Source organism: Sphingomonas endophytica (assembly GCF_001476895.1).
GTDB lineage: Bacteria > Pseudomonadota > Alphaproteobacteria > Sphingomonadales > Sphingomonadaceae > Sphingomonas > Sphingomonas endophytica_A.
Genome location: NZ_LDTB01000070.1, coordinates 1 through 22,167, shown reverse-complemented (window position 1 = coordinate 22,167; position 22,167 = coordinate 1). Strand labels below are relative to the sequence as shown.

21 protein-coding genes and 1 tRNA gene are annotated in these 22,167 nt (G+C 69.0%); 12 read left to right on the top strand and 10 right to left on the bottom strand.

All coding sequences use genetic code 11. The features are described 5' to 3' along the window. Positions 1–76: 76 nt before the first annotated feature. The 6 genes from NS334_RS14730 to NS334_RS14705 are packed head-to-tail and all read right to left on the bottom strand — an operon-like array spanning position 77 to position 3,837. On the bottom strand, positions 77–694 hold the full coding sequence (locus NS334_RS14730; RefSeq protein ID WP_058756713.1) for a MarC family protein: 618 nt from the start codon (positions 692–694) through the stop codon (positions 77–79). Further along, complete coding sequence (folD, locus tag NS334_RS14725) at positions 695–1,564, bottom strand: bifunctional methylenetetrahydrofolate dehydrogenase/methenyltetrahydrofolate cyclohydrolase FolD (RefSeq protein WP_058756712.1); 870 nt, start codon at positions 1,562–1,564, stop codon at positions 695–697. Beyond that, complete coding sequence (locus NS334_RS14720; RefSeq protein ID WP_241491972.1) at positions 1,561–1,821, bottom strand: DUF167 domain-containing protein; 261 nt, start codon at positions 1,819–1,821, stop codon at positions 1,561–1,563. The genes folD and NS334_RS14720 overlap by 4 nt, the downstream gene beginning before the upstream one ends. 38 nt (positions 1,822–1,859) lie before the next feature. Beyond that, on the bottom strand, positions 1,860–2,168 hold the full coding sequence (locus NS334_RS14715) for a YggT family protein (protein WP_058756710.1): 309 nt from the start codon (positions 2,166–2,168) through the stop codon (positions 1,860–1,862). Positions 2,169–2,228: 60 nt separating this feature from the next. Beyond that, positions 2,229–3,128 carry an acetylglutamate kinase gene (argB, locus tag NS334_RS14710; protein WP_058756709.1) on the bottom strand — a complete coding sequence of 300 codons (900 nt, stop codon included), beginning with the start codon at positions 3,126–3,128 and terminating at the stop codon, positions 2,229–2,231. 37 nt (positions 3,129–3,165) lie between these two features. Continuing rightward, positions 3,166–3,837, bottom strand: a complete 672-nt coding sequence (locus NS334_RS14705; RefSeq protein WP_058756715.1) for a queuosine precursor transporter — start codon at positions 3,835–3,837, stop codon at positions 3,166–3,168. 217 nt (positions 3,838–4,054) lie between these two features. Between NS334_RS14705 and NS334_RS14700 the strand changes: the two genes are divergently transcribed. After that, complete coding sequence (locus tag NS334_RS14700; RefSeq protein WP_058756708.1) at positions 4,055–5,389, top strand: NupC/NupG family nucleoside CNT transporter; 1,335 nt, start codon at positions 4,055–4,057, stop codon at positions 5,387–5,389. Between the two features lie 542 nt (positions 5,390–5,931). On the opposite strand, the gene NS334_RS14695 is transcribed toward NS334_RS14700, so the two are convergent. After that, positions 5,932–6,756, bottom strand: a complete 825-nt coding sequence (locus tag NS334_RS14695; RefSeq protein ID WP_058756707.1) for a PEPxxWA-CTERM sorting domain-containing protein — start codon at positions 6,754–6,756, stop codon at positions 5,932–5,934. A 158-nt stretch (positions 6,757–6,914) separates the two neighbouring features. On the opposite strand from NS334_RS14695, the gene aguB reads away from it, so the two are divergent. Continuing rightward, the gene (gene aguB / locus NS334_RS14690; RefSeq protein WP_058756706.1) at positions 6,915–7,778 is read left to right on the top strand and encodes an N-carbamoylputrescine amidase; all 864 of its coding nucleotides are present in this window, start codon (positions 6,915–6,917) and stop codon (positions 7,776–7,778) included. Between the two features lie 164 nt (positions 7,779–7,942). On the opposite strand, the gene NS334_RS14685 is transcribed toward aguB, so the two are convergent. Further along, positions 7,943–8,599, bottom strand: a complete 657-nt coding sequence (locus NS334_RS14685; RefSeq protein ID WP_058756705.1) for a uracil-DNA glycosylase — start codon at positions 8,597–8,599, stop codon at positions 7,943–7,945. Between the two features lie 23 nt (positions 8,600–8,622). Here NS334_RS14685 and folK point away from each other — a divergent pair, with 23 nt between their 5' ends. The 10 genes from folK (at position 8,623) to NS334_RS14635 (ending at position 19,996) form a co-directional block, all read left to right on the top strand. After that, entirely contained in the window at positions 8,623–9,111 is a 489-nt protein-coding gene (folK, locus tag NS334_RS14680) for a 2-amino-4-hydroxy-6-hydroxymethyldihydropteridine diphosphokinase (protein WP_058756704.1), read from the top strand. Continuing rightward, positions 9,112–9,187, top strand: a tRNA-Lys gene (locus NS334_RS14675). Positions 9,188–9,286: 99 nt separating this feature from the next. Next, positions 9,287–9,709: a hypothetical protein gene (locus tag NS334_RS14670; RefSeq protein ID WP_058756703.1), complete on the top strand. Its 423-nt coding sequence runs from the start codon at positions 9,287–9,289 to the stop codon at positions 9,707–9,709. A 93-nt stretch (positions 9,710–9,802) separates the two neighbouring features. Further along, a complete protein-coding gene (locus NS334_RS14665) occupies positions 9,803–10,132 on the top strand; it encodes a DUF2934 domain-containing protein (RefSeq protein ID WP_058756714.1) in 330 nt (109 codons plus the stop codon). A gap of 71 nt (positions 10,133–10,203) precedes the next feature. Continuing rightward, positions 10,204–12,300, top strand: a complete 2,097-nt coding sequence (gene glgX / locus NS334_RS14660) for a glycogen debranching protein GlgX (RefSeq protein ID WP_241491971.1) — start codon at positions 10,204–10,206, stop codon at positions 12,298–12,300. Continuing rightward, on the top strand, positions 12,297–13,985 hold the full coding sequence (gene treZ, locus NS334_RS14655) for a malto-oligosyltrehalose trehalohydrolase (RefSeq protein WP_058756701.1): 1,689 nt from the start codon (positions 12,297–12,299) through the stop codon (positions 13,983–13,985). The genes glgX and treZ overlap by 4 nt, the downstream gene beginning before the upstream one ends. Further along, positions 13,982–15,844, top strand: coding sequence for a 4-alpha-glucanotransferase (malQ, locus tag NS334_RS14650; protein ID WP_058756700.1), 1,863 nt, complete (start codon positions 13,982–13,984; stop codon positions 15,842–15,844). Before treZ ends, malQ begins: the two co-directional genes overlap by 4 nt. Next, on the top strand, positions 15,841–18,138 hold the full coding sequence (gene treY / locus NS334_RS14645; protein ID WP_058756699.1) for a malto-oligosyltrehalose synthase: 2,298 nt from the start codon (positions 15,841–15,843) through the stop codon (positions 18,136–18,138). Before malQ ends, treY begins: the two co-directional genes overlap by 4 nt. 180 nt (positions 18,139–18,318) lie before the next feature. Next, entirely contained in the window at positions 18,319–18,963 is a 645-nt protein-coding gene (locus NS334_RS14640) for a DUF47 domain-containing protein (RefSeq protein WP_058756698.1), read from the top strand. 19 nt (positions 18,964–18,982) lie between these two features. After that, positions 18,983–19,996, top strand: coding sequence for an inorganic phosphate transporter (locus tag NS334_RS14635; RefSeq protein ID WP_058756697.1), 1,014 nt, complete (start codon positions 18,983–18,985; stop codon positions 19,994–19,996). On the opposite strand, the gene NS334_RS14630 is transcribed toward NS334_RS14635, so the two are convergent. Continuing rightward, the gene (locus tag NS334_RS14630) at positions 19,972–21,309 is read right to left on the bottom strand and encodes a sensor histidine kinase (protein WP_058756696.1); all 1,338 of its coding nucleotides are present in this window, start codon (positions 21,307–21,309) and stop codon (positions 19,972–19,974) included. The two genes, NS334_RS14635 and NS334_RS14630, sit on opposite strands and share 25 nt — an antisense overlap. Further along, positions 21,306–21,980: a response regulator gene (locus NS334_RS14625; RefSeq protein ID WP_058756695.1), complete on the bottom strand. Its 675-nt coding sequence runs from the start codon at positions 21,978–21,980 to the stop codon at positions 21,306–21,308. Before NS334_RS14625 ends, NS334_RS14630 begins: the two co-directional genes overlap by 4 nt. Positions 21,981–22,167 lie beyond the last annotated feature (187 nt).

Here is a 22,167-nt window from a genome sequence, read left to right as displayed (position 1 = left end):
TTCCCGCCTCCGCGGGAATGACGGCAGTAAGCGGGTCGGCGGAGATGGCCGACTTACGGGACAGTGAAGACGTCCCCTACCGCAACTGCTCCATCACCCCGTCGATCACGAACTGCACCGCCAACGCCGCCAGCAGCACGCCCAGCAGTCGCGTAATGACCGCCTCGATCTTCGCCCCCAGCACACGCATCAGCGGCCCGGCCGCCAGCAGCGCCAGCAGCATCAGCGACAGATTCGCCGCCAGCGCCGCCATCACCACGGCGGTCTGCTCGACGCCGTGGCTGCGCGCGGTCAGCAGCATCACCGACGCGATCGATCCCGGCCCGGCGATCATCGGCATCGCCATCGGGAAGATCGACACGTCGTCGGCCTCCTCCTCCGTGATCTTGGCGGCGCGGTCCTCGCGGCGTTGAGTGCGCTTTTCGAACACCATCTCCAGCGCGATCAGGAACAGCATCACGCCGCCCGCGATCCGGAACGAGGCCAGTTCGATGCCGAGCGCGTGCAGCAGCGGCTCGCCCGCCAGCGCGAAGACCAGCAGGATGCCCGCCGCGACCACGACCGCGCGAACCGCCATCGATCGGCGGTGTGCCGCGGTCGCCCCCGCCGTCAGCCCCGCGAAGATCGGTGCGCAGCCGGGCGGGTCGATAATGACGAACAGCGTGATGAACGAGGAGATGAAGAGTTCGAGCATCTACAACGCCGGATCGACCGCGACGCCCGCGCGCCGCGCGGCGGCGACGACCGTGTTGCGCATCAGCACCGCGATCGTCATCGGCCCGACGCCGCCCGGCACGGGGGTGATCGCGCCCGCCACTTCCGCAGCACCCGGATCGACGTCGCCGACCAGCCCGGCGTCGGTGCGATTGATGCCGACGTCGATCACGGTCGCGCCGGGCTTGATCCATTCCGGCTGGACGAAGCCGGGGATGCCGACCGCCGCGACGACGATATCGGCCCGCCGCACATGCCCCATCACGTCGCGGGTCCGGCTGTGCACGGTCGTGACAGTGCAGCTCTGCTGGAGCAGCAGCGCCGCCATCGGCTTCCCGACGATGTTCGAGCGGCCGATCACCACCGCCTCCAGCCCGGCAAGCTGCGGGTGGATATCCTGAAGCAGCATCAGGCAACCGAGCGGGGTGCAAGGCACCAGACCCTCCAGCCCGGTCGCCAGCCGCCCGGCGTTGACCGGATGGAAGCCGTCGACATCCTTGTCGGGGTCGATGCGCGTGATGACCGCACGCTCGTCGATGTGCCTGGGCAGCGGCAACTGAACCAGGATGCCGTCGACCGAATCGTCGGCGTTCAGGCGATCGACCAGCGCGATCAGTTCGGCTTCGCCGACATCAGCGGAAAGGCGATGCTCGAAACTCTCCATTCCCGCCGCGATCGTGGCCTTGCCCTTCGACCGGACATAGACCGAGGATGCCGGGTCCTCACCGACCAGCACGACCGCAAGGCCGGGCTTGCGCCCCGCGTCACGGGCGAAAGCGGCGGCGGCGGTCGCGACACGGTCGCGCAGGGTGGCGGCAAAGGCTTTGCCGTCGATGAGGCGGGCAGTCATGGCTCGCTCGCATAAAGCGAAGAGGCGGCGCGCGCCAGCACCTGCGCATCCCCCGCAATCGTCAGCCGCTTCAGCCGCGCGGTCTGCCCGGCGACCAAGGTCACATCACGCTTCGCCACGCCGAAATACTTCGCCACCAGCGTCACCAGCGCCGCATTCGCCGCGCCATCGACCGGCGCGGCGGACAAACGGGCGACGAGATGCTCTTCGGTTCCGGGTAGCAGCGCGTCGCGACCGCCACGCGGCGTTACACGCACCGCGATCGCGAGGCCGTCGGGCGTCTCGCGCCAGGCGCTCAGATCGTACCGCCGGTCGCGACGCTGACCGCGATGTTGTTCAGGACGATGTTCAGGATCGCCAGCACCAGCAAGGCGATGGCGGGCGCGAAATCGATCCCGCCGGTGTTGGGCAGCACGCGGCGCAGTGGGCGGTAGAGCGGCTCGCTCATCCGGTCCAACCCGTCATACAGCGAGCGCACGAAGTTGTTCGACGTATTGACGACGTTGAAGGAGATCAGCAGCGACAGGACGAACTGAACGATGATGATCCACCACACGAGGTTCAGGATCACCTGCAGGATCTGGATGATGGTGAGCGTCAGCACGCCGGGCGTCTCCCAATAGGTGTGCCGGTCATATAGAGCACCGGCGGGCGGATCGAAAGGCTACCGCTGTTTGCGGATCAGCGTGCCTGCACCGCGCTTCGTAAAGATTTCGAGCAGCATCGCATGCGGCACCCGTCCGTCGAGCACGACGGCGGCATCCACCCCCGCCTCGACCGCGGCGACGCACGTCTCCAGCTTCGGGATCATGCCGCCGGTGATGGTGCCGTCGGCGCGCAGATCGGCGACCGCCGCCGGATCGAGGTCCGTCACCAGTTGACCCTGCTTGTCGAGCACGCCCGCCACATCGGTCAGCAGGAAGAAACGCGACGCCCCCAGTGCGGCGGCGATCGCGCCGGCCATCGTGTCGGCGTTGATGTTATAGGTGTGACCGTCCGCACCGATGCCGATCGGGGCGATGACGGGGATGATGCCGTCGCGGCTCAGCGAATCGATGATGCGACGGTCGACGGCCACCGGCTCGCCGACGAAGCCCAGATCGACCTTGCGCTCGATCCCCTGCAGCGGATCGGGATCGTTGCGCCCGACCTTCTCGGCCTGCACCAGCCCGGCGTCCTTGCCGGAAATGCCGACCGCGCGGCCACCGGCACGGGCGATCCAACTGACGATCTCCTTGTTGATCGATCCCGCCAGGACCATTTCGGCAATCTGCGCGGTTTCGGCATCGGTGACGCGCAAGCCATCGACGAAGCGCGATTCGACCCCCAGCCGCTTGAGCATCCGCCCGATCTGCGGCCCGCCGCCATGGACGACGACCGGATTGATCCCGACCGCCTTCAACAGCACCACGTCCTCGGCGAAATCGGCCTGCGCCTCCGGATCGCCCATCGCGTGGCCGCCGTATTTCACGACGAAGGTCTTGCCGGCGTAGCGTTGCAGATACGGCAGCGCCTCGACCAAAGTTTCGGCCTTCAGCGCGGGCGACAGGTTGGGATCGGTCATCGCCGCGCCATAGCGTCGCGGGCGCGGCGGGGGAAGGTCAGGCGTCGAGCCGTCGTCCGATCGCCACCATCGCGTAGATCAGCGGCGGCACGAGCGCGATCGACAGCACGACCTTCGCCAACATCTGCCCGGCCATCAGCCAGCCGACCGCCGACAGCCCGAAGGCGATCGAGATGAACAGCACCGAATCGACGATCTGGCTGAGCGCGCTGGCGGTCGCGGCGCGGAACCACAACAGGCGGCCGCCCTCCCGCCCCTTCAGCCACGAGAAGATCGTGACGTTCAGCGTCTGCGACACGCCATAAGCGACGATCCCGCCCGCCCAGATCCAGGGCGTCGCGCCCATCATCTGATCGAACGCGGCAAGGTGCGTGGGGCTCATCTCCGGCGCGGCGGGCAGGGCCAGCACGATCAGCGTCAGCGCCATCGACACCAGCAGCGGCACGAACCCGATCAGCACGAGCCGCCCGGCGACCTTCTGCCCGTGCAGTTCGGCGATCGCGCTGGACGTGACGACCAGCAGCAGGAACGCGAAGATCCCCGCTTCCACCGCCAGCGGCGGCAGCCCGACCAGCGGCCCGAGCCGCGAGATCGGCCCCAGCGACACCTGCTTGTTGCCCAGCACCCCGGCAATGCAGACCATCCCGCCGTAGAAGATCGAGAATGCGAACAACGAGGGCGGGATCGAGCGATGAGCGGGAGCGTCCATCGCGGCGGTGTAGCGGGTGGGCGTGGGGGCGGGCAAGGTGTGCGTCATCGCGAGCGCGGCGACGCGATGACGCATGCCGCCGCATTCCATGGCGCTCCCGCCGCGAGGCCGGCGGCGCTTCGGGGAAAGGCCCGGCCGCCCGACCGACGGATACTCTTGGCTGGCGATCCCCGACCGGGCATGTCATGGCGCGTCCCTTCGGCAGCGAAGAAGTCTCATGCATCGAATCCTCATCGGCCTGGCGGGTATCGCCGTCATCCTGCTGCTCGCGGTGCTGCTGTCGACCGACCGGCGCGCGATCCGGTTGCGGATCGTCGCCAGCGCCTTCGCGCTGCAGGCGACCATCGCGGTGATCGTGCTGTACTGGACGCCCGGCCGCGCCGCGCTGGCGGGGGCGTCGTCGGGGGTCGCGGCGCTGCTCGGCTATTCGCAGAAGGGCACCGAATTCCTGTTCGGCAACCTCGCCAGCCCGACCGTCGGCGGACAAAGCTTCGCGATCGCCGCGCTGCCGGTCATCATCTTCTTCGCTAGCCTCGTGTCGATCCTCTACTATCTGGGGGTGATGCAGTTCGTCGTGCGCTGGATCGGCGGCGCGATCGAGAAGGTCATCGGAACCAGCAAGGTCGAGAGCCTGTGCGCGGCCGCCAACATCTTCGTCGGGCAGAGCGAGTCGCCGCTGGTGATCCGCCCCTATCTGGCGGGGCTGACCTCGGCGCAGGTCTTCACGGTGATGACCAGCGGGATGGCGGGCGTCGCGGGCACGATCCTGGCCGCCTATGCCTCGATGGGGATCAGCATCGACTATCTGCTCGCCGCCAGTTTCATGGCCGCGCCGGGCGGGATCCTGATGGCCAAGATCATCATGCCCGACCGCGTGACGCCGCCGGAGGGCGAGCTGCCGCTGGGCGACCTGCCCGACGAGGCGCGGCAGATCGAGCTGGCGGAGGCACGGATCAGCGGGCGCGGCCCCGCCGCGCTGCTGCCCGAAGGCACACCGGGCGAACCGCTGCCCGAGGCGACCCACGACGAGGAGAAGCCCGCCAACCTCATCATGGCCGCCGCGCAGGGCGCGCAGACCGGCGTGAAGCTGGCGGTTGCGGTCGGCGCGATGGTGCTGGCATTCGTGGCGCTGGTCGCACTGGCCAACGGGCTGCTAGGCGCGGCCGGCGCGTGGTTCGGCCTGCCGGGGCTGAGCTTCCAGGGGTTGCTGGGCTATATCTTCCAGCCGGTCATGTTCCTGCTCAACGTGCCGTGGAACGAGGCGGGGATCGCCGGCGGCCTGTTCGGCGAGAAGATCGTGCTGAACGAGTTCGTGGCCTACATCGATCTCGGCAAGCAGGCCGCGCAACTGTCGCCGCGCACGATCGCGGTGGTGACGTTCGCCTTGTGCGGGTTCGCCAATTTCAGTTCGATCGCGATCCAGATGGCGGTGACGGGCAGCCTCGCGCCCAATCAGCGCCCGACGATCGCGCGGCTGGGCCTGCGCGCGCTGGCGGCGGGGAGCCTGGCCAACCTAATGAGCGCGGCGCTGGCCGGGCTGCTGATCGGCTGAGCCCGCGCGGAAGTTCACAAAGTTCACACCACGTCACGATCGGAATCCCTCCCGTGCAGTCGGCGCGGGGGCGGTGGCGGACGGATGGAAGGCGACGGATCGGCATCACGTCCCGTGCTGACCGATGTTGGACGATGTAGGACAGGCAATTCGTCGGCGATCGACGGATGCGATCGTGGCGCGGTGTCGCGCCCGCCGCCGCGACAGGACGTGGGGACGCCACGCGCCGTCGTCGCGGCGCCCCGCACCCGCCGGCCTGTCAGGATCGGATTGCGCCGCACCCAGGACGGAACGGCGTTCGTTGCCGAACCGTCCCGTGAAGGTATGCCGCCTCCGCCGCGGCAAACATGCTCGGGAGCAGGCCGACGCTTTTCCCACGTACATTGCGCACCGCAGCCCGGTACGCGTCCGGAGGGACGCAAATGATCGTGCCATCATGGAACCAGATCGGGCCCGGGGGGGGGGCGATCCGCCCGGCACTGACACGAAAAAGGGCCGTCGGATCGCTCCGACGGCCCCTGCACGCAATCGTGAATTCTACGTCAGGCGAGCTGCGCCTTGACCGCACCACGGCGGCGGCGGAGCGCCGCGCCGACGACACCGAAGCCGAGGATCATCGTCATCCAGGTCATCGGCTCGGGCACGCCGCTGCTGACCTTGACCTGGTTCAGCTTGAATGCGTCGTTGAACCCGTCCGGACCGTTGAACGAACCACCGATGATCCAGACATTCCCCGACTTGTCCGGCGACAGGTTATAGTTCTGCCTGTTGCTGATCTGGTTCGTCGCGCCATACGGCTTGACCGACACGTCGTTGTTGCTGTTGCTGTTGAACCAGGCGTCGCCGCTCTGCTTGCTCGGATCGTAGTTCAGCGACGCTTCGAGGTTGCGCAGCGTCAGGTTCGACATCGCGGAGGCGAAGCTGGCATTGCCGCGCGCGATGAAGGCGTCGTCGTCGATATAGTTGCGACCCGCGAGCTGGAACGGCGTCAGCACCGCCGATTGCAACGACACCGACTGGTCGAACTGCAGCACCACGAACTCCCAGCCGTCCGCATTGTCGATCTGGTGGAAGTTGGTGCGATTCTGTTCGTTCTGGCCCGCCTGGTACACGCCCAGACCCCAGGGATCGAACGCCTCCACCTTTCCGGCGGTGTAATTGCCGTCGAACCCGCGCGACCAGCCGGTCGCCTTGACGTTCAGGGTCGACTTGCCGTCCGTCGACGTCACAGAATAGGTGATCGTGTTGCCGTTGACGTTGCCGCTGGACGCACCCTTGGTCGTGTCGATCAGGAAGTCGGCCGCCTGCGCCGGCATCGCCGCCATCAGCGCGGTCGCCGCGATCGCGATCTGAGCGAAACGAATCATGTGTCGGTCTACCCCTATTCCTTGATGCACGTAGCATTTGCCGATCCGTTTGGCCATCGCAACGACTTTGCTGCACCGCACCGTCCCTGTTCGACACAGAATCAGCGAGTTGGCAGAGCGGATTGGCATCGTGCCCGCCGTTCGCCTATGGCGCCTTCATGACCGAGATCACCGTCGCCGCGCTGCAGCTCGCCTTTTCCGCCGATATCGACGCGAACATCGCCAAGGTGTCCGAAGCCGTGCGCGACGCCCATGCGCGCGGAGCGCAGGTCATCCTGCCGCCCGAACTGTTCGAGGGCGAGTATTTCTGCCGTGTCGAGGACGAGGCGCTGTTCGCCAACGCCGCACCGGTCGGTGAGCACAAGGCAGTGCTGGCGATGCAGGCGCTCGCCGAAGCGCTGAAGGTCCATATTCCGACCAGCTTCTTCGAACTGGACGGCCCGCATCATTACAATTCGCTGGCGATGATCGGTCCGGACGGCGAGATCCAGGGCGTCTATCGCAAGAGCCATATTCCCGATGGGCCGGGCTATGAGGAAAAATTCTATTTCCGCCCCGGCAACACCGGCTTCAAGGTATGGGACGGCCCGGTCGCGAACGGGCATCGCACCACGCTGGGCGTCGGGGTGTGCTGGGACCAATGGTATCCGGAAACGGCGCGCGCGATGATGCTGATGGGTGCGGAAGTCCTCTTCTATCCTACCGCGATCGGCAGCGAGCCGCACGACACGTCGCTGGACACCGCGCGGCTGTGGCGGCGCGCGATGGTCGGCCATGCGGTGTCGAATGTCGTGCCGGTGATCGCCGCCAACCGCGTCGGGTGCGAACATGGGCAGACCTTCTACGGCACCAGCTTCATCACCGACGAGCGTGGCGACATCCTGGCGGAACTGGATCGCGAGGAAGAAGGCGTGATCGTCGCTACGCTCGACCTCGATCGCGTGCGGCGCCACCGCGCCGCGTTCGGATTCTTCCGCGACCGGCGGCCCGAACTGTACGGGCGACTGGTGCAGGATATCTGACGGTCCGCCTTGATGGCGGGCCTGCCTCGACGTCCCTTCTTCCGTCATCGCGGTGAACGCCGGGATCCATGGCGTCGCACAAGCCGCGGCTGAAGGCGCTTGCGGACAGACTTACCCCGGCCTGCGCCGGGGTGACGCTTACCTCATTGCGGCGGAGATCGCGGTTACGGCCGCAGCTCGAGCGCCCGCGCGAAGACACTTTCGAACATGTCGGCCGTCAGCCGCCCGGTGTTCTGGTTGTAGCGCGAGCAATGGTAGCTATCGAGCAGCACGCGGCCGTCGGGGACGCGGTGCTCCGCGCCATGCGCGAACCGCGCCTTGGGCAGCTTGCCGCCCAGCACCTTGACCACCGACTGATGCGCGACCTGCCCCAGCGCGACATAGACGCGCGCGGTCGGCAGCGCGTCGGCCTGTCCGGACAGGAACGTTCGACAGGTCCGTACCTCCTCGGGGGTGGGGGCGTTGCCGGGCGGCAGGCACTTGACGGCGTTAAGGATGATCGCGCCGTCCAGCACGATGTCGTCCTCGCGGCTGCCGGTGAAGGTGCCGGTCGCCAGGCCGAATTTCGCGAGCGTGGCGTACAGCAGCTTGCCCGCGTCGTCGCCGATGAACGCGCGCCCGGTGCGGTTCGCGCCTTTCATGCCGGGGGCCAGCCCGACGATCGCCAGCCATGCGTGCGGATCGCCGAAGGCGGGAACGGGCGCGTTCCACCATTCGGGATGCCGCGCGCGCAGCTCGTGGCGAAGATCGACCAGACGCGGGCAGCGCGGGCAGTCGTACGGCGGCTCGGTGGGAGCGAGCGGAAGAGGTGCGGAAATCATGCGCGTGCGATAGGCGCTGGCGGATGGCGGGTTCAATCTATCTTGTCGCGGTCGGATCGAATCGGCGCGGCCGGCATGGCGCCCCGCGCGCCGAAGTGGCGGCGGCGCTGCGCCTGCTCGGGGGGGTGTCGGCGCCGATCATCGCCAGTGCGCCGCTTGGGCCGTCGATCCGTACCTTCGCCAACAGCGCCGCGCTGATCGAAAGCGGCGAATCGCCGCCCGACCTGCTGGCACGGCTGAAGCGGATCGAGCGTGCGTTCGGACGTCGCGCGGGGCGACGCTGGGGATCGCGGGTGATCGATCTGGATATCGTCCTCTGGTCGGGCGGGCGGTGGCGCGCACCCGATCTGACCGTCCCCCATGCCGCGTTCCGCGACCGCGCGTTCGTGCTGGGGCCGCTGCGCGCGATCGCACCGCGCTGGCGCGATCCGGCGACGGGTTTGACGGTGCGACAGCTTCATGCCCGGTTGACCCGCGCGCGTGCCGCCCCTAACCCGCCCCGATCCACGTGAGGGTCCGTAGCTCAGTCGGTAGAGCAAGCGACTTTTAATCGAGAGGTCCCGGGTTCGAGCCCCGGCGGACCCACCACGTGGATGCGACGCGGGCCACCGTGGCGCGCACACGGACCACATCACTTTTTAACGACCGTCCGCTATCGTTCACTGCACCGCCAGCAGGACGATGCCCATGTACCTGACCGATCGCGCACCCGCCCGCCCACGGATCACGCTGCCCCCCGGCAACGGCATGACGACCACGTACGATCGCGCCGGCAACTTCCTGCGCGTGACGTGCCGTGGCTTCTGGCCGATGGACTATGCGGTCGCGCATCTCAGCGATTTCGAGGTGGTGCTGCATCAGGCCCGGCGGATGTCGCGCCCGTCGCGGACGCTGGTCGACCTGCGTGAGGCCGGAGTGCTGGACCCGGCGGTCGCCGATTACACCCATGCCACGATCACCGCGATGTATCGTCCGCCGGAACGCGCCGCGATCCTGGTCGCCTCGACGCTCGCCAGGCTCCAGATGCGGCGCGGGCTGAACCCCGCCACGCACGCGGTGTTCACGACCCTGGACGAGGCGATGCGCTGGCTGGACGGACCGATCGCCTGACCCGGGACAGACGGTACGAAATTCTTGTTTCCCCATGCGACGAATAGCCGCGTCGCGAGTTTGTCGCCTGATACGACAAAAGGGGGAATGACGATGGCCGACGACCGGAACGCCCGTGTACGCGAACACGCCTACCGCCTCTGGCAGAAGGAAGGCGAGCCGCATGGCCGCGATCGCGACCATTGGGAGCAGGCGGAACGCGACATCGGCCACGACGGACCGTCCGCCGAAGAGGCCCCCGCCCCCGCTCCGTCGAGCCAGGCGGAGGTCGCGGCGTCCGCACCCGTGACCGCCGACGCCTCGAGCGTGTCCGACGGCGGCGCCAGCGAGACGCCTTCCCCCACGCCTCCCGCCGCCAAGGCGGCCGCGGGCAAGAGCACGCCGGCCAAAAAGCCGACGACGCGCCGCAAACGGACGGAATGATCCGCGGGCGCCGTCCCGCCCCCACCCTATCCTGACGCGCCCCATCCCTTCCTTTCCACGGGAGCATATCGTTGCACGCTTTGCCGGACCGGCTGTTGCCGGGATCGCCCTATCCGCTCGGCACCACGTTCGACGGAGAGGGCGTCAATTTCGCAGTCTTTTCGGCCAACGCCGACGCGATCGACGTCTGCGTCTTCGACAGCGCGGGCAAGCGCGAGCTGAAGCGGCTGCCGCTGCCCGAATGCACCGACGAGGTGTGGCACGGCTATCTGCCCGATGTCGGACCGGGGCTGGTCTATGGCCTGCGCGCGCACGGACGGTACGAGCCGGAGGCCGGGCATCGCTTCAACCCGAACAAATTGCTGCTCGATCCCTATGCGCGCCGCATCCAGGGGCAGATCAAGTGGACCGACGCGCTGCACGGCTACCGCATCGGCCACCGCAAGGAAGACCTGTCGTTCGACAAGCGCGACAGCGCGCCGGCGATGCCCAAGGCGGTGGTGGTCGACGATCACTGGGACTGGTCGCGCGACCGGCGGCCGAACACGCCGTGGTCGGATACGGTGATCTACGAGGCGCACGTCAAGGGGCTGACCAAGCTGATGGAACTGGTGCCCGCGCGCGAACGCGGCACCTATGCCGCGCTCGGCCATCCGGCGGTCATCAAGCACCTGCAGCGCACCGGCGTGACCGCGATCGAGCTGTTGCCGATCCACAGCTTCACGCAGGATCGCTTCCTGCAGGAGAAGGGCCTGCGCAACTATTGGGGATATAACACGCTCGGCTTCTTCGCGCCGGAGCAGAGCTATATGGCGTCCGAGCATCAGGACGAGCTGCGCCGCGCGGTCCACCGGCTGCACAAGGCCGGGATCGAGGTCATCCTCGACGTGGTCTACAACCATACCTGCGAGGGGTCGGAGAAGGGCCCGACGCTGTCGTGGCGCGGGCTGGACAACGCCAGCTATTACCGGCTGGTCAAGGACAATCCCCGCTACACGATCAACGACACCGGCACCGGCAACACGCTGAACATGAGCAAGGCGCGGGTGATCCAGATGGTCGCCGACTCGCTGCGCTACTGGGCGACCAGCTTCGGGGTCGACGGCTTCCGCTTCGACCTCGGGCTGACGCTGGGGCGCGAGGAGCATGGCTTCGATCCGGGATCGGCGTTCTTCGACGTGCTGCGGCAGGATCCGGTGCTGGGGCGGCTGAAGCTGATCACCGAGCCGTGGGACGTCGGGCCGGGCGGCTATCAGCTCGGCAACTTTCCGCCCGGCTTCGCGGAATGGAACGACAAATATCGCGACACGGTGCGCGAGTTCTGGCGCGGAGAGCCGGGCAAGCGGCCCGATCTGGCGGCGCGGCTGGCAGGGTCCGGCGACCTGTTCGACCGGCGCGCGCGACGGCCATGGGCGAGCGTCAATTTGCTGGCGGCGCATGATGGCTTCACGCTGGCCGATACGGTCATGTACGAGGAACGGCACAACGAGGCGAACGGCGAGGACAATCGCGACGGCCATTCGCACAACGCCTCCTGCAACTGGGGTGTCGAGGGGCCGACCGACGATCCGGCGGTCAACGATGCGCGCGGGCGCGTGATGCGTTCGATGCTGACCACGCTGATGACCTCGCTGGGGACGCCGATGCTGGTCGCGGGCGACGAATTCGGGCGGACGCAGCAGGGCAACAACAACGCCTATTGCCAGGACAATGCGATCAGCTGGCTCGACTGGGAGGCGGCCGCCAGCCCGGAGGGACAGGCGCAGATCGACTTCACCGGCCGGCTGGCCGCACTGCGGCGGCGTTATCCGGTGCTGCGCAGCCCGACCTTCCTCTACGGTCAGGATTCGCCCGGCGAGGGCATCAACGACATCGAATGGTGGGACGAGCGCGGGGAGCAGCTGTCGCCCGAGGACTGGCAGAACCCGGAAGGGCGCGCGCTGATGATGCGCCGCGCGTCGCGGACCGAGGACGGCGCGGTCGAGGCGGTGTCGCTGCTGCTCAACGCCTCCGGCGACCCGGTGACGTTCCACCTGCCGCCACCGCATGCGACGCGCATCGTGCTGATCGACAGCGCCAGGCCCGATCAGGGTGAGGTGGAGATCGCGGACAGCTACGAGGTCGCGCCGCAGGGCGCGGTGCTGCTGACGTGGACCAACGAGACGTGAGCGGCTGGGGCCCGCAGCCGCTGGCGGACGGCGGCACGCGGTTTCGCCTGTGGGCGCCGGATGCCGCGGCCGTGACGCTGGAGATCGACGGCGCCGCACCCGCCACGATGGCCGCGCAGGACGACGGCTGGTTCGCGCTCGACCGCCCGGAGGGTCCAGGCGCACGTTATCGGTTCCGCATCGACGATCAGGCGGTGCCCGATCCCGCATCGCGCGCGCAATCGGGCGGCGTGCACGGGTGGAGCGTCGTCCACGCGACCGACCATGACTGGCGGCATCCCGAGTGGCGCGGGCGCGCGTGGGAAGAGACCGTGCTGCTGGAGGTCCATGCCGGGGTGCTGGGCGGCTTCGCGGGGGTGATCGAGCGACTGCCCGCGATCGCCGCGACCGGCGTGACCGCGATCGAACTGATGCCGGTCGCGGCGTTCGGCGGCACGCGCGGCTGGGGCTATGACGGCGTGCTGCCTTATGCGGTGCACGAAAGCTACGGGTCGCCCGCCGATCTGCGGCGGCTGGTCGATGCGGCGCATGGCCACGGGCTGAGCGTGTTCCTGGACGTGGTGTACAATCACTTCGGACCGGACGGAAATTATATCAGCGTGTACGCAGCCGGCTTCTTCGATGCCGGGGTTCATACGCCATGGGGCGGCGCGGTGGCGGTGGAGCGCGCGGCCGTGGCACGATACTTCATCGACAATGCGCTGATGTGGCTGCGCGATTACCGGATCGACGGACTGCGCTTCGATGCGGTGCACGCGATCCGCAACCCGGCGTTCCTGGACGCGATGGCGGCGGACATCCGCGCGGCATTGCCCGATCGGCACGTCCATCTGGTACTGGAGAATGAGGAAAACGACGCGGGGCGGCTGCGGGCCGGCGGCTATGACGCGCAATGGAACGACGACTTCCACAACGTCCTGCACGTCCTGCTGACCGGCGAGACGAGCGCCTATTATCAGGACTTCGCCGACGCTCCCGCGCACCGGCTGGCGCGCTGTCTGGCGGAGGGGTTCATCTATCAGGGCGAGGGATCGGCGAATCACGACGGCACGCCGCGGGGCACGCCCAGCGCGCACCTGCCGCCGACACGGTTCGTGGCGTTCCTGCAGAACCACGATCAGGTCGGCAATCGCGCGCTGGGCGAGCGGCTGGTGTCGCTGACCGACAAGGCCAGGCTGCGCGCCGCGACGGCGTTGCTGCTGCTCTGCCCGCAGGTGCCGCTGTTGTTCATGGGGGAGGAAGAGGGCAGCGCGTCGCCGTTCCTGTTCTTCACCGATTTCCATGACGAGCTGGCCGACGCGGTGCGCGAAGGGCGCCGCAAGGAGTTCGCCAAGTTCGACGCCTTCGCGGACCCGGAAGCGCGCCAGCGTATCCCGGATCCGAACGCGGAGGCGACGTTCACGGCGTCCCGGCCGGTACCCGGTGACGATGCCGCCGAGTGGCGCGCCTTCTACACCGGGTTGCTGACGCTGCGGCGTGAACGGATCGTCCCGCATCTGGCCGGTACGGAAGCGATCGGGGCGCAGGCGATCGGCGACGCCGCCGTGGTGGCGCGCTGGCGGCTGGGCGACGGGACGACGCTGGGCGTCGCGATCGACCTGGGCGAGGAGCCCGCGACGCTGCCGGGCGCGGCGGACCCGTTACTGGTCGAAGGCAAGCGGTTCATGGCGTGGATCGAGGCGTGAGCGATCTCGATAGGCGCGCGAAGGCCGCCGGGCTGACGCGCGACTGGGAGGATGCGGAAGGCACGCCGCAGCGCGTCGCGGATGACGTGCTGGAGGCGATCCTGTCCCGCCTCGATCCCCGTGCGCCCGACACGCCGTTCCTGTCGGGCGACGCCGGGCGGGCCATCCCGCTGCCGCCGGGGCTGAGCGGCGCGGCGGAGTTGCTGCACGAGGACGGCAGCACGCTGTCGCTGACGATCCGGCCCGACGGAACGCTGCCGCCGATCGAGAAAACGGGTTATTATCGCCTGCACTCCGGCGTGCACGAGTTCCAGCTGGCGGTGGCGCCGCGGCGGTGCGTGCTGCCGCCGCTTGGCTGGGGCGTGGCGGTGCAGTTGCCCAGCCTGCGCGGCACCGCCGAGCGGGCGTTCGGGGACAATGGCACGCTGGCCGAAACCGCCGCCGCCGTTGGCCGGGTGGGTGCGCAGGCGCTGGCGATCAGCCCGACGCACGCGCTGTTTCCCGCCGATCCGACGCGCATCAGCCCCTATTCGCCATCGACGCGGCTGTTCCACAACGTGCTGCTGGCGGACCCGGCGCTGATCGGGGTTCCGCTGCCCCCGGCGCGGGGCGGGGCGCTGATCGAATGGGAGCCGGCGGCGCGCGAGCGGCTGGCGCAATTGCGCGCCGCCTTCAACCTGATGGGCGATGCCGCGACCAGCGCGGCGCTGGCATGGCGGCGGCAGCGCGGCGCGGCGCTGGAAACCCATGCGCGGTTCGACGCGCTGCACGCGCAGCTCGGCGGGCGCGGCTGGCAGGACTGGCCCGTGGCATATCGCGACCCCGCCAGCGAGGCGGTGATCCGCTTCGCCGCCGAACAGGAGCGCGAGGTCGCCTTCTACGCCTTTCTGCAATGGCTGACCGACCTCGGGCTGGCCGCGGCGCAGCGCGCAGCGAAGCAGACGATGGCGACCGGGATCATCGCCGATCTGGCGGTCGGCATGGACGCCGGCGGCAGCCATGGCTGGGGGGCGCGCGACGAGTTGCTGGCCGGGCTGACGGTCGGCGCGCCGCCCGATCCGCTGGGGCCGGACGGGCAGAATTGGGGGATCACCGCGCTGGATCCCTTCGCGCTCCAGCGCACCGGCTTCCGGCCGTTCATCGAGACATTGCGGGCCGCGCTCGCCCATGCCGGGGGCGTGCGGATCGACCATGCGCTGGGGCTGGAACGCTTGTGGGTGATCCCCGACGGCGCCGGCGCGGACCAGGGCGCGTATCTGACGATGCCCGGCACGCATCTGAAGCGGATCGTGGCGATCGAGGCGCAGCGCGCCGGTGCGCTGGTGATCGCCGAGGATCTGGGCACCGTGCCGCCGGGGTTCCGCGACACGCTGAAACAGCGTTGCATGCTGGGGATGCGCGTGCTGCCCTTCGAGCGCGACGCGGACGGCGGGTTCGTGCCGCCCGCCGACTGGGACGAAACGGCGGTGGCGATGACCGGCACGCACGACACGCCGACCGTGGCCGGCTGGTGGAAGGGCCGCGACCTCGACTGGGCGCAGCGGCTGGGGCGGACGCCGGATCACGCACGCCGCGACAGCGAGCGCACAGCGCTGTGGCACGCGCTCGGCAAGGCGGGCGAGCCGCCCGCCGCCGCGCCGGTCGACGCGATCATCGCGCATGTCGCCGGGGCGCCCTGCCCGCTCGCCATCGTGCCGCTGGAGGATCTGCTGGGGCTGGAAGAACAGCCCAACTTGCCCGGCACCGTCGACGAACATCCCAACTGGCGGCGGCGGATGGACGCGCCGACCGAGGCGTTGCTCGCCCGGCGCGAGGTCGCCCGCCGTATTGCCCTGCTCAACGCGGAGAGACATGCATGACACCCCGCGCCACCTATCGCTTCCAGTTCCACAAGGATTTCACCTTCGCCGATGCCGAGGCGCTGGTCCCGTATCTCGACGATCTGGGCATCAGCCATGTCTATGCCTCACCGATCACGACCGCGACGCCGGGATCGACGCACGGTTACGACATGACCGATCCGACCGCGATCAACCCGGAACTGGGCGGCGAGGCCGGGTTCCGGTCGCTGGTCGCGGCGCTGAAGGCGCGCGGGATGGGGGTGGTGATCGACATCGTCCCCAACCACATGGGCGTGGCCGGCGGTGCGAACGCATGGTGGACCGACGTGCTCGCCAGGGGACAGGGCAGCGACCATGCCGACGTGTTCGACATCGATTGGCGGGTACCGGTCGTGTTGCCGGTGCTGGGCACCGCGCTGTCGGAGGCGCTGGCGAACGGCGACCTGACGGTGGAGCGGGATGGCGACCGCTGGGTGGTGGCCGCTTATGGCGAGCATCGCTTTCCGCTCCGCGACGAGGATCAGGCGGAGGCGGACACCGCGCCGCTGGCCGAGCTGCTAGAGCGGCAGCATTACCGGCTGGCGTACTGGCGGGTCGCCAACGACGAGCTGAACTGGCGGCGGTTCTTCTCGATCAACGAACTCGCGGGCGTGCGGATCGAGGATCCGGCGGTCTTCGAGAAGACGCATGCGCTGTATTTCCGGCTGCATGACGAAGGGTTGATCGATGGCGTGCGCGTCGATCACGTCGACGGGCTGACCGACCCGATCGGCTACACCCGGCGTCTGCGCGCACGGCTGGGCGACGACGCGTGGATCGTGATCGAGAAGATCGTCGGCGCGGGCGAGACGCAGCCGATCGGCTGGGGCGTCGACGGGACCAGCGGCTATGATTTCATGGAGCAGGTGACGGCCTTGCTCCACGATCCGGCGGGAGCGGAACCGCTGGGGGCGTTGTGGGAAGAGGTGAGCGGGCGCAGCGCGTCGTTCGAGCCCGAGGAATTTCAGGCGCGCCAGGACCTGCTGTCGTGGCAGTTCAGTGGGCAGCTGGACGCGTGCGTCGCCGCGTTCGCCGCCGTTGCGCCCGACGGGGTGACGGCGGCGATGCTGCGCCGGGCGATCGAACGCCTGTTGTGGGTCTTCCCAGTGTATCGCACCTACGGCCCCGCCGCACCCGACAGCGATGCGGCGATCCGCGCGCTCGCGCGCCAACGGGTCGCGGAGCTGGTCCCGCCCGGCGAGACGGCCGTGATCGAGCTGGTGCTGGCATGGCTGGCGGGGGACGGCCCGGCAGGGGCGGCGGAAGCGGTGCGGCGGTTCCAGCAACTGTCGGCGCCGATCGCCGCCAAGGCGGTCGAGGACACCGGCTTCTACCGCTACGGCCGGCTGCTGTCGCGCAACGATGTCGGCTTCGATGCCGAGCGGATGGCGTACACGCCCGAGGAATTTCACGCCTTGATGGCCGCGCGCGCGCGCGACGTGCCGCGCGCGATGCTGACCACCGCCACCCACGACCACAAGCGTGGCGAGGATACGCGCGCACGGCTGGCGGCGATCAGCGCGCAGCCCGACGTCTGGCGGGCGGCGGCGATGGCGTGGCTGGACCGCGACGATGGCGGGGTGGACGACGCCGATCGCTACATGCTGTTCCAGACGCTGGTCGGCGCATGGGATGAGGATGGCGCGAGCGCGGATTTCGTCGAGCGGATCGTCGCCTGGCAGCAGAAGGCGCTGCGTGAGGCGAAGGTGCGGTCGTCGTGGGAAGCGCCCGACGAGGCATATGAAGGCGCAGCTTCGGCCCTGGTCGAAGCGCTGCACGGTGATGCGGCGGCGGTGGCGCTGATCGAACGGACCGTGGCGGCGCTGTCGCCGATCGCGGAGGCCAACACGTTGGTGCAGGTGCTACTGCGCTACACGCTGCCGGGGGTGCCGGACCTGTATCAGGGGACCGAGCTGTCCGATCTGTCGCTGGTCGACCCCGACAATCGCCGTGCGGTCGACTATGCCCGCCGCCGCGCGCTTCTGGCTGGGGATGCGCCGCCCAAGCCGCGGCTGATCGCGGACCTGTTGCGGTTGCGGCGCGACCAGCCGGACCTGTTCGCACAGGGCGGTTACGCGCCGGCGATCGTGACCGGGCCGGAGGCGGCGCATCTGCTGGCATTCGAGCGGCATCACGACGGACGGACCTTGCGGGTGGCGGTGGCGCTGCACGGGCGCCGCGCGACCGGCGGGCGGGTGACGTTCGCCTCGGGTCACTCCGTCGATGCCGCGGCGCTGGTCGGGGACGCGCCGATCTGGTACGCGCTCGCCTGACGCCTGGCTGAAAACCGTCCCGTTCCGGGAGGTGCGGCGGGCAATCGGGGATGCGGTGGCGTAAACGAGCACGCGAGTCACGCAATTGTCTTACTGCACGGGCACGGGTTTCGCTTGGCGTGGCGCCGCGTTCGTGCTTCGGCGCGCCGCACTTTACAATTTCGTTCGGGATGGAGTTCGATGTTCGCTTGGTTCCAGCGGCTGCTGCCGAAGACGGGCAATTTCTTCGGGATGTTCGAAGGACATGCCGCGATCGTGCTCGCCGGCGCGCAGGCGACCGCGCGACTGCTCGACGATTCGCCCGATCATGCGCAGCGGATCGCCGAGGTCATCGCGCGCGAACATGACGCCGACGAGATCACGCGCGACGTCCTGAAGGCCGTGCGATCGACCTTCCTGACGCCGTTCGATCGCGGCTCGATCACCGCGCTGATCGGCGCGCTGGACGACACGATCGACGAGATGCAGGCCGCCGCCGCCGCGATCGACCTGTACGGCATCACCGATTTCGCGCCGGAGATGCGCGCGATGGCCGATGCCGCGGTCGAGGCCGCGCAACTGGCCGTCGAGGCGATGCCGCTGCTGCGCGACGTCAGCCGCAACGGCCCGCGCCTGCACGAGCTGACCGAGCAGCTGATCCGGATCGAGGGCAAGGCGGACGATTTCCACGCCGCCGGGCTGCGGCGCTCGCTGGAGCAACACGGGAACAGCGATGTGCTGCGCTTCGTCGTCGAGCGTGAGGTGTACAAGCATCTCGAGCGCATCCTCGACGCGTTCGAGGATGTCGCCGACGAGATCGACGGCATCGTCATCGACCACGCCTGACGCACGCGCGACAGCCCAGATGCACGAACTCGCCCTTCCGCTGCTGATCGCGCTGATCGCGGTCGCGCTGGCCTTCGACTATCTCAACGGATTGCACGACGCCGCCAACTCGATCGCGACGGTCGTCGCCACGCGGTTGCTGTCGCCGGTGCAGGCGGTGGCGTTCGCCGCCTTCTTCAACTTCGCGGCCTATTTCCTGACGCTGGCGATCCCCAGCCTGCACGCGGTCGCCGAGACGATCGGCAAGGGCCTGATCGACAAGGATGTCGTGACGCCCGCCGTGATCTTCGGCGCGCTGGGCGGTGCGATGACGTGGAACGTCATCACCTGGCTGAAGGGCATTCCGTCATCGAGCAGCCATGCGCTGGTCGGCGGCCTGGTCGGCGCCGGGGTCGCGCATGCCGGCCTGACCGGCGTGAAATGGGCCGGGCTCAACAAGACGTTGCTGGCGATCGTGCTGTCGCCGATGATCGGCATGTTCCTGGCGATGACGGTGATGCTGCTGTCGAGCTGGGCACTGCGCCGCTCGACCGCGACGCAGGCGGAGCGCAGCTTCCGCGCGCTGCACCTGTTGTCCTCGGCGGCCTATTCGCTGAGCCATGGACTGAACGACGCGCAGAAGACGATGGGCATCATCACGGTGCTGCTCTATTCGACCGGCTATCTGACCGGGCCGTTCGAGGTGCCGCACTGGGTGGCGATCAGCTGCTATATCGCGATCGCGCTGGGTACGATGACCGGCGGCTGGCGGATCATCGAGACGATGGGATCGCGGATCACGCGCCTGTCGCAGCATCAGGGGTTCAGCGCCTCGCTGGCGGGATCGATCGTGGTGTTCAGCGCCTCGACGCTCGGCATTCCGGTGTCGACCACGCACACGATCACCGGCTCGATCATCGGCGCGGGGGTCGCGCGACGGACCTCGGCGGTGCGCTGGGGCGTGGCGAAGGACGTGGTGGTGGCGTGGGTGATCACCATCCCGGCGTCGGCGGCGGTCGGCGCGCTGGTCTATTCGACGACGCTGCTGTTCTGATCCGGTCCCGGCGGCGCGAGCATCAGCGTCGCCGCCAGCCCGCGTCCCCCCTCACCCGCCGCCAGCCGCAGCGTGCCGCCATGTGCAGCGGCGACCCGCGCGACGATCGACAGGCCCAGCCCCGATCCGTCGCCACCGGTCCCGGCGCGCCAGAAACGCTGCGTCATGCGCGCGATCTGGGCGGGGTCGAGCGGCGGGCCATCGTCGCACACCGTCAATCGCGGGCCCGGCCCGGCCACGACCGTGATCGCGGTACCGGCGGGTGTGTGCCGCGCGGCATTGTCGATCAGGTTCTCGAGCGCCAGCGCGATCGCGCCGGCATAGCCGTGCAGCGGAGCCGGCCTCTGGTCGAGCAAGGCGATATCGTGCCCGCCGCGCAACATCATCGGCGCGCGATCGGCGACGACCTGCTCCGCCAGTGCGGACAGATCGACCAGCGCGCAGCTTTCCTCCATGGGGCGTTCGAGATCGGCGAGCCCCATCAATTGTTCGATCACCCGCGCGGCGCGATCCACGGCGGCCAGCATCGTGTCGCGCAGTACCGGCTCCGCGATGCCGTCGGCGCGCAGCCGGATCACCGCCAGCGGGGTGCGCAGTTCGTGCGCGATGTCCGCCGCGAATGCCGCCTGCGCGGTGAACGCCTGTTCGAGCCGGTCGAGCGCCGCATTGGTGGCGCTGGCGAGCGGCTCGATCTCCAGCGGAAGGCTGCGATGCGGAAGGCGTCGGTCCAGCGTGCGCGGGCCGATCGCCGCCGCGATCGTCGATACGGCGCGCATCCGCAGCGTCAGCCGCCGCGACAGCCAGATCCCGACCAGCGGGACCACCAGCATCAGCGGCAGGACCAGCAACAGGAAGCGGCGCAGGAAGGTGCGCACGATATCGTCGGTGACGACCTCGGGCGCGGCATCGTCCTGCGAGACGACGATCCACTGCGCACCGACCGGGCGGCTGATCGCCGCGAACCGATGCCAGCGCGCCGCGCGCGGCCGGGTGTCGAGCGGCACGCGCGCGATCAGCGCCGGTCGCGGCGGCCCGCGCTCGGCGACGACGTGGCGCGCGGCATCGACGATCGTCAGCGTCAGGCCGCCCGCCAGCATGTCGGCGGTGTCGATCGCGATCCCCGGATCGCGATCCTTCAGCAAGGCCTCGATCTGCCCGGCCTGCTGGCGCAACACCTCGCGCTGGTAATGACCCGCGACGCGGTGGAGCAGCACCGACACCCCGACCGGCAGCGCCGCCACCGCCAGCAGCGCCGTCGCGATATGCAGCAGCGCGAACTGCCCGATCAGCGACCGGGGCGGCCGCAGCCTCATGCCGCGCTGCGCAACATGTAGCCGACGCCGCGAATCGTCTCGATACGCGCGCCGGTCGCGGCGTCCTCCAGACGCCGACGCAGGCGGTGGACGTAGACTTCGACCGCGTTGGAGCCGAGATCGCCCCCGGCACCGAACAACTGGTCCTCGACCACCCGTTTCGGAACGACGTTACCCGCGCGGCGCAACAGGATCTCCAGCAGCTCGGTCTCGCGCGCCGACAACGACAACAGCGTGTCGCCGACCCGCGCGGTGCGGCTTTCGACGTCGAAGATCAGCCGGGCGCAGGTCAGCGAGACGCCCAGATAGCCACCCTGCCGCCGCATCACCGCCAGGATCCGCGCGTGCAGTTCGTCCGGATCGACCGGCTTGACCATGTAATCGTCCGCGCCGCCGTTCAGCCCGCGGATCCGCGCATCCACGCTGCCGCGCGCGGTCAGCACCAGCACCGGCCGGGTGTTCCCGCCGGAACGCAGCCGGCGCAGCAGCGTGAGCCCGTCGTCGTCGGGTAGCCCGAGATCGAGCAGCACGACGGCGTGATCGACCGCCGCCAGATATGCTTCGGCGCCTTCCACGTCGGTGGCGTGATCGACGGTCAGCCCGCGCTGGAGCAATGCCGACGACAGCGCCGCCGCCAGCGGTTCGTCGTCCTCGACCAGAAGAATCCGCAAACCGCCTCCCGCGATGCAACATGTGTCAGCATCCTGTAAGGCAGCCCGCCTATCGGCTCAAACCCCGATCGTTTGCAGGCCGAACAATGCACGCCACCGACGCACCCGAATCACTGCCCGAGGCCACGTCCCTGCCGCGCGCCGCGCAATGGCGATGGCTGGGCATCGCGGCGCGCGGCAGGGACGT